We start from the raw sequence: 15,665 nt of genomic DNA, 5'->3' as shown, positions 1-15,665 counted from the left end.
CTCATTTCTAAGCCACAATTTAGTAGCGAAACTGCACCAAACTCTGCTGAAATCTATTCAACATAACTATTGTGTAGACCTCCAAATCTGAGATCTGCCCCATATCGTACTTAAAACATATACCTGTAAGCCTGCAGGCGATCCATCCTTCTAACACTCTTTAATCGTTGCAAAATCCGTAAGATATGTTTATAAATATCCTGTATATGCATACAGTTGTTCATTGCGGAGGGAAAAATGAAAATCGAGTTAACCATTGATCGCATGAAGAAACTTCCTGTTGGAGCTATACCTGCGCTCGAGTCAGAACTGCTCAAAAGACTTAGCAAGCAGTTTGATGATTGTCAGTTAACGATCAGGCGTGCCAGCAATGATGGGCTGACTGTTTTCGGAGGCGATAAGAAGGAGGTCGAACATATCCTGCAGGAGACCTGGGAGAGCGCGGACGAGTGGTTTTATTAATCGCGTGAATTTCACTGGAGCAGTTTCAAAGAGTATCGCTGTTTGCGTTCCCCTGGCTGTTCCCGATTACTGTTTACCGCGTCATAAGTCGCTCTGGGGGAAAAAGTGTGTAGTGCAGATGCCTTTAATGCAGATGATCAATGGTACGACGTGGTCAGAAGGGCCGATAAAGCAGTTATCTATAGCTTCCCGGCGGAAGGGAGATATCTGGTTTATCGAGTAAATGGAATAGTTTCATTAAGACCGTTACTCGAAGAGGAAGAAATCTTCACTCTGAATGGGTTTATGCAATTTGCAAAACGGCTGGGGTACCGAGTTACACCACCGTCTGATATTATTCTTTCATAGGCCTGAACACCCTATACCTGATGCGCCACGGAGAGAACCATGGCGCTAGAATTACAACTTATCAAACACCACTCAGGAATACTGATCCCGGCTACGCCCGAGACCAGCGATATTCTGCAATCAAAAACCCGGCTCGGCGATCTTCTTGTTGCCGAGTTCAGGCGGGTACGTAACCCGGCATTCCATCGGCGCTTTTTCGCGCTTCTCAATCTCGGTTTTGAATACTGGGAACCAACCGGCGGGGCTATCTCGAGTAACGAGCGGAAGCTGATCACCGGCTACGCCAAGTTCCTGGCTTCTTATGGCGGGAATGAGGGGGCGCTTATCGATGCTGCCGAGCAGTATCTTGAGCAGGTTGCTTACCGGCGCGTCACGAATGGCATTAGCCTGTGCAAATCCTTCGATGCTTACCGCTCCTGGGTGATCGTCGAGGCAGGGCACTTTGATGCCATTCAGTTGCCAGACGGAACACTCAAAAAGCATCCTCGCAGCATCTCGTTTGCCATCATGGACGAACTCGAGTTTCAGCAGCTCTATAAAGCTGTGCTCGATGTACTCTGGCGCTGGGTCCTGTCGCGTTCATTCCGCAGCCGTGACGAGGCCGAAAACGTCGCCGCGCAGCTGCTTGGTTTTGCGGGGTGATGGAATGAAGAAGACCTGGTTCCACCACAACGATTGCAGCACCGAACAGGCCGACGAGCTGGTTAAGCGTTACAAAGCGCGCGGCGTGCGAGTTGAGCGCAGCCTTAACCCGGATTACGTGACCTGGACTGTCAGTGCATTCCTTCCGACATCTAACACACCAGCGCGCCCGGATAGCCGCTGGCGAAACCGGTTATGAGGGTGAACATGAAGACATATCAAATCACTTTGCCCTGGCCGCCGAGCAATAACCGGTATTACCGGCATAACCGCGGGCGCACTCACATTAGCGCTGATGGCGTCGCGTATCGATATGCGGTCGCCAGTGTCATTCGAAGCGCCCGGCTTAATATCCGAACGGCTGCACCACTCAAAATCCGAATTGAATGTCACATGCCTGACCGCCGGCACCGTGATCTGGATAACCTGCAGAAGGCAGCTTTTGACGCTTTAACCAAGGCGGGGTTCTGGCTGGATGACTGCCAGGTTGTCGACTATCGCGTTGTGAAAATGCCTGTCGTTAAGGGCGGGAAATTAGAACTCACCATTACCGAGCTGGAGACCGCATGAATCTTGATAATATCCTCAAATATCACTTTGCCAAATCGACGATGATTAGCGACTCCCCTCGTGCTACGGCATCAGATGCATTAACCGGAACAGATATCATGGCTGCCATGGGGATGACGCAGGAACGGGCCGCCATGGGGTACAGTGCTTTTCTTGGGAAGATGGGTATCAGCAACAATGACCGGGAGAGGGCTATCGAACTGCTGGCCCAGTACGCATTGATTAAGTGCGATCGGGTTGCGGCATTACGGAAGCTTGATGCAGAGATTAAACCACTGGTGTTGCATCAGTTGGCCACTTTCGCTTTCGAGGACTATTCCCGCAGCGCCGCAAGTGTGAAGCATTGCGTATGTTGCGACGGACATGGGTTCATTGACGCAGATGTGTTTACGATGAAGACCAGCACCCCTTGGCACGCAAAAGATGTTATTAAAAAAACTACCGCTTGGGGGGTGAAAGTTATCCCTTCTCAATACGAAAACAAACGCAAGGTGCGAGAAGTGGCTCGGGTGCTGTGCCCGGAATGCAAGGGGAAGAAGGTTGTCAGTTGCGCCTGTAATGACTGTCATGGACGCGGGAAAGCCATTAATCAGGCTCTTACAAAACAGCAGGGCGTTCCGGTTCTGGCTAATTGCAAACGCTGCAGTGGCCGAGGTTATGAACGAATTCCATCAACTGAGGCTTACGCAGCTGTATGTGGGATAACGGATGCAATCAGCCTCGATACATGGAAGAAATCTGTTAAACCATTCTACGATCAGCTCATCACCAGGTTTGACATCGAAGAGGCCTGGGCTGATGCGCAGCTGAAGCAGATAACAAAATAGAGCGTGAATTTATCGTGAGCTATTTACTTTTCCCGAATCTGTGGTAATTTTGCTCTAACGATGGGTTATTGCCTTCGTTTAAAGCCCTGCGGTTAACCCCGTGGGGCTTTTTTATGACGTCAGAATGCATTTTAAACCCCCAAAGAGATTAAATATTATGATATTGTGAATATAAATTCACTTTCAGACATTTAATGGAGGGGTATGATTGTAAGAACATGGCATGGTTGCGTACCAGTACGACACGGTGATGGGTTTGCTGCGCATCTTGAATTAACGGGAGTTAAGCACTCTAAAAGTGTTAATGGCAACCAAGGTGCATACGTACGGCGTGAACGACAGGGAGAATGGGAGCATTTCTTTCTGGCAACTTATTGGCGTGATCTCTCATCCATTAAGGCTTTCGCAGGTGAAAATTACCACGTAGCGGTAACCTATCCAGACGATGAGCAATTTGAGCTTCTTTCTGATCCCTATGTCTTTCAGTTTGAAGTATCTGAGATGAATGAGATCTGACTGAGTAGTTCGGCAACAGTGATGAGGAAGTCCTATCCTCATGACAGAAATAAATACTGAGTATATCTAACGCCATTCATCTCAACTCAGCAATATACTCATCTCATCATGTTAAGGAGATGATCATGCAAGAAGGTTACTACTGGATTCAGCACAACGGCAGGATTCAGGTTGCTTACTACAGCAATGGCGTTACTGAAGACCTTGAGACGGGACTTACTTTTAATGGTATTTGGCATCTGACACAGGGTGACGACATCTGCGACAACGGAGAGGCCGAGGTGATTGAAGGCCCTCTTCCTGTACCATTTAAATGAATATATTCATTTGATTACGTGGCAGATTCTTCATACTGCACATATGCTTCTTAAGCATCCTGCAGAATGGATGTTTCTGAAAGCGTTTTAGTGGTGGATCCCCCTAAGCGGAGGGGCGGTTCAGCAGGACATTTCTCCAGAGTGTCCAACCAGCGCGCGGGAATGAATGCTGTGATCATTTCCACCGGGAGGCACCCGGCACCACTCCCTCAGTTATTGCCAACTTAGCTATTTATGCCTGCTTGTCCGAGCAGGCTTTTTTTTGCGAATGTTGAATAGTATTGACCGGGTGAATGCTTCATGAGTAATTTATGCATGTGGTGAATCCTTTCTAAGCGAAAGGGCGTTCCAGTCAACTGTGCTCTGCAGGTATGCACGCGGCCTTGCTGACTGGGGTAGGGTCACCGGGAGGCACCCGGCACCATGACAACAACAATAAAAGATTAAAATTCCTTGAGAGCCTGCCATAAAACGCAGGCCTTTTTTTATGGCTTGGAAAACTACTGCTACTCTTTAAGTCGTGAGAAATTACTGAATGCCCGGTAATTCTCCTGGACCGATAGTGAATCAGCCGATACAGCTTCACCTCTGAGCATAAGTCTTACTCACACCTACCTTACAAATAGTCAACTCATTGGCCCGCTTCAAAAGAGCGGGCTTTTTTTCTCTCCATTCAAATTTTCTGAATGGGGTAGCCAAAGAAAGAGGGGGCTAAATGTCTGATCATGTTTCTGGCACTAATGTAATAGCTGGTGGACATTTGATAGCTAGCTCAGTGCACAAAAAAGTGCGGAGAACGACATCAATCTTCTCCGCATGAATAATGCCAGTGCTACCTGCTTGTATCTCTTTTTTCCCTGCGAGGATAAGTCATTAACTTAACGCAAATGATAACATTTAAAAATTATGTGAAAAGTTAATTATTTTAAGGAGTTAAATAGCTCTTCTTAAGGATTATTTAATCTATTGCACTTCTCAGGAGAAGGAAGCTGCAGCAGATTTAAATCCTCACAAGGCAGCCGTTTGGCAGCCTTTTTTTTATTCCAAAATCAGCACCCGCGCCTAGCGAGGTGAGAGACCATGAAAATGAATGATTCAGGGAACATCTTCACGCAGTTCTTCGCGTGGGTAGCAGCTCTGGCGTCAGCAATTGGATTTACCACTCAGGATCTGGTGTTCATGTTCTTTGGCGCTGCTGGTCTGCTTATCTCGCTAGCCTCGTACATTAACGGGCGGGTAGATGCAAACCGCAGGCGTAGAGAGGATGAGAAGCGAACAAAAATGGTCAATGACTACCTGAAAGGCGTTGGTGATAAACCCCTCCACGAGCGTCCCGCTGCTGCAAGCGTGGTCGTTGAGGCATTACAAAAGGAAGGTGAGTGATGGGATCCAGAGCAAAGTTGAGTACCGCAGTTCTAGGGCTGATACTGGCTGGTGCTCCTGCATCCGTAATCCTTGACCAGTTTCTGAATGAGAAAGAGGGTAACAGCCTCACGGCCTACAAAGATGGCGGCGGTATCTGGACTATTTGCCGCGGCGTAACGATGGTTGATGGTAAACCGGTTGTGCAGGGCATGAAATTGACACAGGCCAAATGCAATCAGGTAAACGCCATCGAACGCAATAGGGCTCTGGCGTGGGTTGACCGCAATATTACGGTACCGCTTACCGAACCTCAGAAAGCTGGGATCGCTTCTTTCTGCCCGTACAACATCGGGCCAGGTAAGTGCTTCCCGTCCACGTTCTACAAGCGCATCAATGCCGGTGACCGCCACGGGGCATGCGAGGCAATCCGCTGGTGGATTAAAGACGGTGGCCGCGACTGCCGCCTGACTAAAGGCCAGAAGAATGGCTGCTACGGTCAGGTAGAACGACGAGACCAGGAAAGTGCGCTGGCGTGCTGGGGGATAGACCAGTGAAAATTAATCCGGGTATTATCGGCGTTGTCATTATTGCTGGCCTTTCGGTTGCCCTCGTTCGGAGCTGCTCGGAGGCCAGTAATCTTCAAAGCGAAAACGACGTTCTGCGAAGTGACAATTCTCTGCAGGGGCAGGTTATCGCTACCCAGGCATTCAACTTCAATCGATTCAATCAGGTTGCAGAACATGCCAATAGGCTCAACTCCCTGATTGATACCAGCACCGAAGAAACCGTAATCGAATACCGGGAGATTTTCCGCCGTGAAAAAACCTGTGATCTGCCTGTTCCTGCTGACATTGCTGGTGGGTTGCTCAAATACGCGCACCGTTTACGTGCCAGCGCCATGCACACCGATTCCAATGGACCTGACACAGCCGATGATCGTGCCGTTGCCACCAACTCCATGACGTACTGCCAGGCAGTATTGTGGATTAAGCCGCTACTGGCTGTAATTGAAAAGGGCAACAATAATTTCGCTGGCATAAGGCAGATCGAGTTGGAAAGAAAGAATTAGGGATGGCTCGTCCTTGAGCACACGGGTATTCCTGAACGACGGCTTTACCTGACATAGCAAAGCACTATTAAATTGTAGAAAAGACTCAATATTTAACAAGCGAAGCGCAGCATTGTAAAAAAATGCCCTCACAAGGAGGGCTACCAGAGTCTCAGTTTCACTTGCTCTTTTTATGGATGTTTCCCTGGAGTTGGCAAACTCCTCATCAGAGTCTTGAATAGTCTGGCAAGCAGTCCGTAATCAACAAGCATAAGCGGTAGCTATTAGGATGATTCTGAGTTAATCACTTGGGATAGGCAGTAATATGGAATCCTCTAGCTAACTGTAGGGCTGACATAGTAGCCGCTAAGGTATAGTGTTGAGATGTCTTTATGGAATGAGGATTAATATGAAAGGTAAAGTGTTTATCGCTGCTATGGCTTTTGTATCTTTCAGTGCTCTTGCCGACGAGGGGCAGTATCTTTCTGATTTCGCCAGTGCAAAAAGCACGTCTAAAAGCTACTCCCAGCTGATTAGTAAAAACAAACTACCTGCATGGGTAAAAAATGGTGGCACGAGCACGCCATCAACCGAAGTAACAGTTGCGGGCAAAAAGTATATTGCACTGTCAGGGTGTAAACCACACAGTTGTCCAGAACAGAATATTGCTGTTCTCTACTCACCTGATAGCGGTGATATTCATGGTGTGTTTTCTGATTTCAATGCAGAAAAGAATCGTGAGACATTGACCTGGTTAAACGTGGATCCGATTGATTCTAATGCGATGAAAAATGCGCTTTTCAATCGACTGTACGGCAATTAAATAACCCAAGCTTCAAACTGTAATCCACCAGTTTGAAGCTTCAAAACACAAATCAATCGCCACTTAGTGTGTTGCTCGCTCACATCGCATCCTCATTCCGCTTAACTTTAGCAATGAATTCCTCTGTGATTGATAGACCCGCTATGATTTCCGAATTTAAGACGGAAGCTCCAAATTGGCTTACAAGGTCTAGAAGCGTTTCATATGTCTGGATGAGTTCCATTAGATCGGAAATCACTAATTGGTCATGCTCAGTGCGCAAATGAGACCGGGCAGAGGCTTGATGCACTATCCACTCGAGATTGGCCTTGATTTTCTGTACGTCATCGTAGTTATACATATTTCATAAGCTTAAATCCTCATTTCAAGATTTCTTTGAGAAAAATACTTCATTGCTTCAAATACTGAAGCTGTGAGTGACGTCTAAAGTTCATTCAGTTTAGAGGTAACAATGGCTAAGCCGGACTGGGGCGAGCTGCAGAAGCGGTTCCTGTCTGATCACGCTGCTACTGGCATATCCCCTAAGGAATGGTGCGAGGCGCATAATCTTAATTATGTAACTGCTCGCCGCTATATCAAGAAAACTGCTGCGCAAAATACAAAAATTTACCCGAGAAAGATAGTGCGCACTGCGCAGAAAGATAAAAGCGCAGAAGAGCTGGTGGACATGGGAACCAGAAAGGCGCATGCGATCTGCTGCGGCGCTGGACTCATGCTGGAGGCAAACAGTGGAAAGGGTGAGTAACGCGCCGGGAGAATGAGCGCGAATTCTGCATGTGGGACCATAAATGAGCTGATTAACCGCGATCATCTGCGCTGTCGTTATCTGCCTGCTGGTCTTTATGGCTTGGGCGATTAACCACTACCGCGACAACGCCATCACCTACAAAGAGCAGCGCGATAAGTCGACTGAGAAACTCAGCTTGGCGAACGCCATCATCAAAGATATGCAGACCCGGCAGCGAGATGTCGCTGCACTGGATGCTAAATACACGAAGGAATTAGCCGATGCGAAATCTCAGCTTGAAGATCTTCAGCGTTGCGTTAACACTGGTAAGTGTGGGCTGCACCTCAACGCCAGTTGTCCCGCGAACGGAACGGCCGGTGCCAGCAGCATGGGCGATGCTTCCGGCCCCAGACTTACTGACTCCGCTGAACGGGATTATTTCACCCTCAGAGAGCGAATCGTCACAGTGACGAAGCAGGTTGGCTATCTGCAGGACTACATCAAACAGCAGTGTCTCAAATAGTGCCTCTTCCGTAAGTTTCTGACATTATCTATCTGCTGGACACTAAAAATAGCAAATATTTTAAGAGCATTTTGATAGGTTGGGTGATGCCAAAAAAAACCTCTGGTACGGGGCAAGTATGATTAAAGTTTATATAGCATATGCCGATGAACCAATTACAGAAAACTCCCTGATGTTCAAGGTAATAAAATGACTAATGAAACTAATAACGACGATTATAAATCCAATATTAAAAATATTGGCGAGGGTGTTGCTGTAGGTGTCGGTGCCGGCGCAGGAGCTGGGATTGGGGCGGCTATAGGAGTTAGTGGTGCGATTGCTACTGCTGCTGCCGAAGCTGCGGCTGCAGCTGCTATAGCCACGGGCGCATCAGCTTCAGCGACTACCGCAGCCTTGGCGACTGCAGGTGGTGGAGCAATTGCCGCCGGAGGGACTGGAATGGCAGGTGGAGTAACTGCGATTGCATCTGCTGCTGCTAGTAGCGCTGTAGTGCCCGTAGTTGGTTGGGCCATTGCAGGTGCAGCTGTAACAGGTCTGGCAGCCTGGGGCACATATAAATACTTTACAAAAGACTGAATTGATCACGTTTGTTAAACCAAGCCACCTTCGTGTGGCTTTTTTATTGGAGCAAAAATGGCAAAACCGGACTGGGGCGAGCTTCAGCAACGGTTCCTGTCCGACCATGCCGCAACCGGCGTATCACCAAAGGAATGGTGCGAAGCGCAAGGACTGAACTACGCTACCGCCCGTCGATATATCAAAAAACCTTATGCGCAAACTGCGCAAAAACCTGCGCAGAAAAAAATGCGCACTGCGCAGAAAGATAAAAGCGCAAATGAGCTGGTGGAAGATGATGGACTTACCGCTCAGCAGCGTTTATTTGTCGCGGAGTACCTGAAGGACAATAACGCCACCGCTGCCGCTGCACGTGCTGGTTATAGCGACCCAAATTACGGTCGTCAGCTCATAGCGAATCCTAACGTTGCGCAGGCCATTGCGCAGCAGCAAAAAGCGTCCATTGCGCGCACGCTTGGAAGTGCTGATGAAGTCCTCGCGCAGATGTGGCAGCTCGCCACCTTCGATGCAAACCAGCTTTCACAGTATCGCCGCGGCGCGTGTCGTTACTGCTGGGGCTTCGGTCACCACTACCAGTGGCGCGATGCAGTTGAGTTTGATGAGGAAACGGCAAAAGTCGAGGGGCGGGAAGGTGCCAGGCTGCCGCAGGATACTGGCGGCTATGGTTACGACCACAACCGAGAGCCAAACCCAGAATGCCCGCGCTGCAACGGCGACGGCATTGGCCAGCCTTATTTCCCCGATACGCGCAAACTCCCGGCAGCTTCTCGTCTCGCTTACTCCGGCGTGAAGGTCGGCAAAAATGGCGTCGAAGTCACAGCAATCAGCCGCGAGCGGATGTTCGAAGCGGTAATGAAGCGCCTGGGCCTGGCCGATAGCGAATTTGCGCAGCGCCTGCAGCAGATTGAAATCGAACGTCGGCAGCTGGAGGTTGAGAAACTCCGCAAGGAGTTGGCCGGAGATGGTGAGGACGACGAGCCAACCCCTGTTCAAATCAATATCAACGTAGTGGACGCGAGGGCGGACGATGGGGATCAGCCCGACACTTAACATTCCTCAGGCGCGCTTCCTCGCGATGCAGCACAAATTCAAGGCCTATGTTGCCGGGTTCGGTTCCGGTAAGACTTGGGTGGGCTGTGGCGGCATCTGTAAGGGGATGTGGGAACACCCGAAAATCAACCAGGGCTACTTCGCGCCAACATATCCGCAGATTCGTGACATCTTCTACCCGACGATTGAAGAGGTGGCCTTTGACTGGGGTCTGAGCGTCAAAATCAACGAGGGGAACAAAGAGGTTCACTTCTACGAGGGGCGACGGTACCGCGGGACGACAATATGCCGCTCGATGGAGAAACCCGGCTCGATAGTCGGTTTCAAAATCGGTAACGCGATGGTGGATGAACTGGACGTCATGGCGTCTCCTAAGGCGCAGCAGGCGTGGCGAAAAATCATCGCTCGTATGCGCTACAACATTCCCGGCCTGAGGAATGGCATCGATGTAACGACAACCCCAGAAGGATTCAAGTTCGTCTACCAACAGTTCGTGAAGGCGGTGCGTGAAAAGCCCCAACTGGCAGCCCTGTATGGGCTGATTCAGGCCAGCACATTCGACAATGCAAAGAATCTACCGCCTGATTACATTCCATCGCTGCTTAGTTCTTACCCTGACGAACTGATTCAGGCCTATCTGCGCGGGAAGTTCACCAACCTTAACAGCGGGACCATTTACCACACCTTCAACCGTAAGCTGAATAACTGTTCTGACGAGATTCAGGACGGGGATCCGCTGTTTATTGGTATGGACTTCAACGTAGGGAAAATGGCCGCAATTGTTCACGTAAAGCGTAATGGCCTGCCGCGTGCGGTTCGTGAACTCGTGAAGGTCTACGATACTCCGGCGATGATTAAGCGCATCCAGGAAGAGTTCTGGCGCTACGAGGATGGTCGCTACGTTAAAAACCGGGAGATTTACATCTATCCGGATGCATCAGGGGATTCACGCAAATCCCAGAACGCAAGCAAGACCGATATCGCTCAGCTCAACGATGCAGGATTCAGCGTCATTGTTGATGATGCCAACCCGCCGGTTAAAGACCGCATCAACTCGATGAATGCCATGTTCTGTAACGCCAACGGCGAGCGCCGCTATCTGGTGAACGTCCAGAACTGCCCGGTTTATACCGAGAGCCTTGAGCAGCAAATCTGGGCGGCAAATGGCGAACCGGACAAATCAGCAGATAACGATCACCCCAATGATGCTGGTGGGTACTTCATCGTGAAGGATTACCCGATCGTGAAACCGGCATATTCAATCACCATGGACACCACTTTCTGATATGGCAAATGACGACATCACCTGGGTTCGACCAGAACACCGGGCGGCCTCTGCTGCCTGGCGGAAATACAGGGACTTCTGCAAAGGGGCCGAGGCTGTAAAGGCGGCGGGTAATAAGTATCTGCCTTATCTCGACCCAACCGATAAATCCACGCGCAACCGTAAGCGCAATGAGGACTATCTTAGCCGCGCGGTTTTCTATGCCATTGCAGGCAATACGAAGATCGGCATGCTTGGGATGGCGTATCGCAAGGACCCCACGTTTAACGGTCCGGAGAAGCTGAAGTACCTGTTGGACAATGCTGACGGGGCCGGAACCAGCATCTATCAGCAGTCGCAGCTGGTGGCCGAGAACGTGCTGGAAGTTGCGCGAGAGGGACTTTATGTCGATTACGCAGAAGCCTCCGATGAGGCGATCATCCTCCGCTATCCGGCAGAGAACATCATTAACTGGCGAACGAAGCGAATTAACGGACGCGATCAGCTGGTGCTGGTGGTCCTGCGCGAATGCGTAGAAGAGCCGGATGGTTTCGCTTACAAGGATGAAATCCAGTACCGCGAGCTGGCGCTGGAAGAAGGGCGGTTCATATGCCGCGTATGGCGCCGGGCTGGTGGCACAGCAAGCGGAACCTACACCGTCGACAGCGAATATCATCCGAAGCCTAAAGGAAAGGACTACTGGGATGAAATTCCGTTTACCTTCGTCGGCGCCCAGAACAACGATCCTACCATTGATGATTCACCGCTGGCTGCGCTGGTGGAAATAAACCACGGTCATTACCGTAACAGTGCTGACTATGAGGACAGCGTGTGGTTCTGTGGCCAGGTGCAGCCGTACATGACAGGGCTCGATACCAACTGGCGCGACCACCTCGAGAAGAAGGGCGTAAAAATTGGTTCCCGATCACCGCTTTTGCTTCCCAAAGAAGGCTCGTTTGGCTATGCCCAGGCGCAGCCGAACATGCTGGCTAAAGAGGCCATGGACAGTAAGCGCGATTACATGGTGCAGCTGGGCGCCCGACTGATTGAGCAGAATGCCACAGCGAAGACTGCTACCCAGGCGAGTGGTGAGCAAACATCCTCAACATCAGTGCTCGGTATCTGTGTTTCAAACGTTTCTGAGGCATACACACTTGCTCTTGGCTGGTGTGCGAAATACCTCGGCATCAAGGGCGAAACGACGAGTTACACCATAAATCAGGAATTCATAGCGAAGGTTGCCGAGTCGGGCATGGTGACGGCAATCGTCAACGCCTGGCAGTCCGGTGCGCTGCGTGATAGCGATATGATTCGCGCGCTGCAGAAGCTCGATCTCATTGACCCGGCCGACAGCCCGGAAGAGGTGATTGACGCGCTCCGCAATCAGGCCCCCACGCTGACCGGGGGCTGATATGGCAACCGTAAACGAAAGCCTGCGCGATGAGTCGATCGCACATTCCGTCTGGTTAAGCCGCTATGCAACAGGCGTGGCAAACCGGATGGTGAAGTTGCTCAACGAGACGGACGCAGACCTGTCGGCACGCCTGCTCGATGCGCTCGACAGATTGCCTCCTGAGAGCTTCACCGTTAGCCGTCTGCAGAGTTTACTGGGCAGTGTGCGCGATCTTAACCATCAGGCCGTAGCCACCATGCAGGCAGGGCTCGAGAGTGAGCTGGTGGCACTGGCAAAGAACGAGGCCAGTTATCAGATGAGCCTGTTCGATTCCCTTCTGCCTTCACAGGTCCTGTCTCACTATCCGCTGCAGGGCATCACCGCCGATATGGTATATGCCGCGGCGATGGCGCAGCCCTTTCATGGGCGGCTGCTGAGTGAGTGGGCGGAGAATCTGGAATCGGACAGGCTGGCGCGGATCGTGAACGCCGTCCGCAGGGGGTATCTTGCCGGCGACACTGTAGAGACTATCGCGCGCAGTGTTCGCGGCCACGCCAATAAAGATTATCGCGACGGCGCGCTACAGATGAGCAGGGCAAATGCCGCCAGCATCGCTAAAACAGCTGTGAATCATCTGGCTGCCACAGCGCGCAACAGCTTCACCAGTGCCAACAGCGATATCGTGAAAGGCAAACAGTGGCTGTCTACGCTGGACAATAAAACCAGCCACGACTGCATTATTCGTGACCTGCTGCGCTATACCCTTGATAACAAACCGGTCGGGCATAAGGTGCCTTACCTACAGGGACCCGGGAAAATTCATTTTTGCTGTCGTTCTACTGAAACCCTGATCCTCAAGTCGTGGCGCGAACTTGGCATCGATATCGGCGAGATGGACGAGGGGATTCGAGCTAGCATGGATGGACAGGTACCGGGGAAAACTTCGTATCTGGAATGGCTCGCGCGCCAGCCAGCACAACGCCAGGATCAGGTTCTGGGTGCCGAGCGTGGCCGTTTGTTCCGCGCGGGTGAAATCAACCTGGCTGATATGTTTACTGACAAAGGCGAATGGATATCCCTGGAACGTCTTAAGCAGCTCTCAGGCACAGACAACTAACAACCACATCTTACTTCACGCCCTGGTATCCGCCGGGGCTTTTTTATGGGCGAGGCCCGGCAAAATCCCGAGGGGAAAATATGTTAATTCGAAACATGCTTCTGAAATTCTATGCACCAGAAAGCGGCGGAGAGGGCAGCGGTGGCGGTGGTATCGAAATCACCCCTGAAATCCAGAAGCTTATTGATGAGCGTGTGACCAGCGAAGTCACTGGCTTGAAATCAAAAAACTCAGAACTGCTGGGCACCATCAAGCAACAAAAAGAAAACCTGTCTCGCTTTGATGGTATCGATCCTGATGCAGTACGCGGGATCCTCCAGCGTTTTTCCGACGACGAAGAGGCAAAGCTGATTGCCGCCGGAAAAATCGATGAGGTGCTCGATAAGCGCACCGAACGTCTGCGTGCTGACGTTGATAAGCAGATTAAAGCCGCAAATGAACGCGCGGACAAAGCCGAAGCGTTCTCCAACAAATTCCGGGATCGAGTTCTGGGGGATGCAATCCGTGCAGCAGCGTCCAAAGCTGGCGCGCTACCGGAAGCATCTGACGATCTGATTCTGCGTGCCAAAGGCACATTCCAGCTCAACGACGAAGGCGAGGCCGTAGCAGTTGATGCAAATGGCGACGTTCTGTTCGGTAAAGACGGCAAAACTCCACTAAGCCCGCTTGAGTGGGCGGAGTCTCTTAAGGAGACGGCTCCGCATCTTTTCCCACGCGCAGAAGGCACCGGCGCGGGCGGACACAAACCAAACGGCGGTGGCAGCCTGAAACGTTCCGAAATGAGCGCCAGCGACAAAGCGGACTACATCCGCAAGCATGGCCAGCAGGCCTTCCTCAAACTTCCGAAATAAGGGATTAACCCATGTCTACCACTGTTAATAGTGACCTGATCATTTATGACGATCTGGCGCAGACCGCTTTCCTCGAGCGCCGCCAGGACAACCTGGCAATTTTCAACGCGTCCTCCAACGGTGCGATCCTGCTGGATAACGAGCTGATTGAAGGCGATTTCCGCAAGCGAGCCTTCTACAAAGTGGGTGGCTCAATCGAATCGCGTGACGTTAACTCCACCGAAAAGGTGACGGGTAAGAAGATTGGCGCCGGTGAAGCCGTATCCGTCAAAGCGCCGTGGAAATACGGTCCATACGAAACTACAGAAGAAGCGTTCAAACGCCGCGGCCGCTCGGTTGACGAGTTCTCCGAAGTGATCGGCACTGATGTGGCTGACGCGACGCTGGAAGGCTACGTGAAATACGGCCTGAAAGCGCTGACTGCGGCGATTGGTGCTAACGCCGACATGGTTGTAACCGCCGACATTGAGACCGACGGTAAAAAGACCCTGACGCGCGGCCTGCGCAAATACGGGGACAAGTTTAACCGCGTGGTCCTGTTCGTGATGCACTCTGCCACCTACTTCGACATTGTTGATGAGGCGATCGCCAACAAAATCTACGAAGAAGCGGGCGTGGTGGTTTACGGCGGGCAACCAGGCACGCTGGGTAAACCTGTGCTGGTGACCGACACCATGGACGCTGATGCGATCCTTGGGCTGGTAGCCGGAGCGGTTACCGTCACCGAGTCTCAGGCGCCGGGGTTCCGTTCCTACGACATCAACGATCAGGAAAACCTGGCGATCGGGTACCGTGCTGAAGGCGTGGTGAATGTCGACCTGCTGGGTTACAGCTGGGATACCTCCAAAGGTGACAACCCGGACCTGACCAAAATCGGCACCGCAGGTAACTGGAAGAAGCACTTCACCAGTAACAAATCTACGGCTGGCGTGCTGATTAAGCTGGGATCCGCAGCGGGGGAGTAACGCTGTCAGCGGATAAAACCTCCGCAACCGCTGACAGCACAGATGCGGTCACCATTTCCCTGAAGTACACGCTAAATGGCGCAGGTGTTTCCGGCAAAACTGTTGCCTGGAGTTCAACGGGCGGTACGCTCAGCACGGCCAGCTCTCAGACCGGTTCTGCTGGTGGGGCGACGGTCAAACTTACCTCTGATACAGCAGGTACTTTCACAGTCACCGGTACTGTTGATGGTATTGCTAAATCCAGTGAGGAGATCACCTTCACCCCGCCTGCCGCTGGCTAA

At 51.2% G+C, this 15,665-nt stretch carries 21 protein-coding genes and 2 pseudogenes; all 23 read left to right on the top strand.

Features of this window, described 5'->3' with window-relative positions; genetic code table 11:
* The first annotated feature begins 237 nt into the window (after window positions 1-237).
* The 23 genes and pseudogenes from LJA86_RS08045 (at window position 238) to LJA86_RS22255 (ending at window position 15,665) form a co-directional block, all read left to right on the top strand.
* Window positions 238-462, top strand: coding sequence for a DinI family protein (locus LJA86_RS08045; RefSeq protein ID WP_028013336.1), 225 nt, complete (start codon window positions 238-240; stop codon window positions 460-462).
* Window positions 463-567: 105 nt separating this feature from the next.
* Window positions 568-810 (top strand): hypothetical protein, encoded by a 243-nt coding sequence (locus LJA86_RS22260; RefSeq protein WP_224065701.1) that lies wholly within the window; start codon window positions 568-570, stop codon window positions 808-810.
* A gap of 39 nt (window positions 811-849) precedes the next feature.
* Entirely contained in the window at window positions 850-1,452 is a 603-nt protein-coding gene (locus tag LJA86_RS08035; RefSeq protein ID WP_229225977.1) for a DUF1367 family protein, read from the top strand.
* Between the two features lie 4 nt (window positions 1,453-1,456).
* Window positions 1,457-1,651 (top strand): hypothetical protein, encoded by a 195-nt coding sequence (locus tag LJA86_RS08030; RefSeq protein ID WP_229225976.1) that lies wholly within the window; start codon window positions 1,457-1,459, stop codon window positions 1,649-1,651.
* 8 nt (window positions 1,652-1,659) lie between these two features.
* Window positions 1,660-2,022 carry a crossover junction endodeoxyribonuclease RusA gene (gene rusA, locus LJA86_RS08025; RefSeq protein WP_229225975.1) on the top strand — a complete coding sequence of 121 codons (363 nt, stop codon included), beginning with the start codon at window positions 1,660-1,662 and terminating at the stop codon, window positions 2,020-2,022.
* Window positions 2,019-2,849 (top strand): antitermination protein, encoded by an 831-nt coding sequence (locus LJA86_RS08020; protein WP_229225974.1) that lies wholly within the window; start codon window positions 2,019-2,021, stop codon window positions 2,847-2,849. The genes rusA and LJA86_RS08020 overlap by 4 nt, the downstream gene beginning before the upstream one ends.
* 204 nt (window positions 2,850-3,053) lie before the next feature.
* Window positions 3,054-3,365, top strand: a complete 312-nt coding sequence (locus tag LJA86_RS08015; RefSeq protein WP_072049799.1) for a hypothetical protein — start codon at window positions 3,054-3,056, stop codon at window positions 3,363-3,365.
* Between the two features lie 125 nt (window positions 3,366-3,490).
* Window positions 3,491-3,682, top strand: coding sequence for a hypothetical protein (locus LJA86_RS08010; protein WP_028013331.1), 192 nt, complete (start codon window positions 3,491-3,493; stop codon window positions 3,680-3,682).
* A 1,080-nt stretch (window positions 3,683-4,762) separates the two neighbouring features.
* On the top strand, window positions 4,763-5,065 hold the full coding sequence (locus LJA86_RS08005) for a hypothetical protein (RefSeq protein WP_014832171.1): 303 nt from the start codon (window positions 4,763-4,765) through the stop codon (window positions 5,063-5,065).
* Window positions 5,065-5,601, top strand: coding sequence for a lysozyme (locus LJA86_RS08000; RefSeq protein ID WP_229225973.1), 537 nt, complete (start codon window positions 5,065-5,067; stop codon window positions 5,599-5,601). The genes LJA86_RS08005 and LJA86_RS08000 overlap by 1 nt, the downstream gene beginning before the upstream one ends.
* Window positions 5,598-6,116 carry a hypothetical protein gene (locus tag LJA86_RS07995; RefSeq protein WP_047652138.1) on the top strand — a complete coding sequence of 173 codons (519 nt, stop codon included), beginning with the start codon at window positions 5,598-5,600 and terminating at the stop codon, window positions 6,114-6,116. Before LJA86_RS08000 ends, LJA86_RS07995 begins: the two co-directional genes overlap by 4 nt.
* A gap of 388 nt (window positions 6,117-6,504) precedes the next feature.
* Window positions 6,505-6,918 carry an Ivy family c-type lysozyme inhibitor gene (locus LJA86_RS07990; protein ID WP_229225972.1) on the top strand — a complete coding sequence of 138 codons (414 nt, stop codon included), beginning with the start codon at window positions 6,505-6,507 and terminating at the stop codon, window positions 6,916-6,918.
* 451 nt (window positions 6,919-7,369) lie between these two features.
* A pseudogene (locus LJA86_RS07985) lies at window positions 7,370-7,585 on the top strand (terminase small subunit); the annotation flags it as partial.
* Window positions 7,586-7,587: 2 nt separating this feature from the next.
* A pseudogene (locus LJA86_RS07980) lies at window positions 7,588-7,659 on the top strand (lysozyme); the annotation flags it as partial.
* Window positions 7,660-7,760: 101 nt separating this feature from the next.
* Window positions 7,761-8,168, top strand: a complete 408-nt coding sequence (locus LJA86_RS07975; RefSeq protein ID WP_229225971.1) for a lysis protein — start codon at window positions 7,761-7,763, stop codon at window positions 8,166-8,168.
* Between the two features lie 189 nt (window positions 8,169-8,357).
* The gene (locus tag LJA86_RS07970; protein WP_095451522.1) at window positions 8,358-8,744 is read left to right on the top strand and encodes a hypothetical protein; all 387 of its coding nucleotides are present in this window, start codon (window positions 8,358-8,360) and stop codon (window positions 8,742-8,744) included.
* A 57-nt stretch (window positions 8,745-8,801) separates the two neighbouring features.
* Entirely contained in the window at window positions 8,802-9,794 is a 993-nt protein-coding gene (locus tag LJA86_RS07965) for a terminase small subunit (RefSeq protein WP_229225970.1), read from the top strand.
* Complete coding sequence (locus tag LJA86_RS07960; RefSeq protein WP_229225969.1) at window positions 9,772-11,079, top strand: terminase large subunit domain-containing protein; 1,308 nt, start codon at window positions 9,772-9,774, stop codon at window positions 11,077-11,079. Before LJA86_RS07965 ends, LJA86_RS07960 begins: the two co-directional genes overlap by 23 nt.
* Window position 11,080: 1 nt before the next feature.
* Window positions 11,081-12,469, top strand: coding sequence for a DUF4055 domain-containing protein (locus LJA86_RS07955; protein ID WP_229225968.1), 1,389 nt, complete (start codon window positions 11,081-11,083; stop codon window positions 12,467-12,469).
* Between the two features lies 1 nt (window position 12,470).
* Window positions 12,471-13,568: a phage minor head protein gene (locus LJA86_RS07950; protein ID WP_229225967.1), complete on the top strand. Its 1,098-nt coding sequence runs from the start codon at window positions 12,471-12,473 to the stop codon at window positions 13,566-13,568.
* Between the two features lie 80 nt (window positions 13,569-13,648).
* On the top strand, window positions 13,649-14,419 hold the full coding sequence (locus LJA86_RS07945) for a hypothetical protein (RefSeq protein ID WP_024907199.1): 771 nt from the start codon (window positions 13,649-13,651) through the stop codon (window positions 14,417-14,419).
* A gap of 11 nt (window positions 14,420-14,430) precedes the next feature.
* Window positions 14,431-15,384, top strand: coding sequence for a major capsid protein (locus tag LJA86_RS07940; protein ID WP_046092056.1), 954 nt, complete (start codon window positions 14,431-14,433; stop codon window positions 15,382-15,384).
* A complete protein-coding gene (locus LJA86_RS22255; protein ID WP_420707831.1) occupies window positions 15,366-15,665 on the top strand; it encodes an Ig-like domain-containing protein in 300 nt (99 codons plus the stop codon). Before LJA86_RS07940 ends, LJA86_RS22255 begins: the two co-directional genes overlap by 19 nt.

Source organism: Enterobacter sp. TCD1-1 (assembly GCF_020567405.1).
Taxonomy (GTDB): domain Bacteria; phylum Pseudomonadota; class Gammaproteobacteria; order Enterobacterales; family Enterobacteriaceae; genus Enterobacter; species Enterobacter quasiroggenkampii.
The sequence above is the reverse complement of the archived record's forward strand: the minus strand, read 5'-3'. Positions and strand labels throughout refer to the sequence as shown.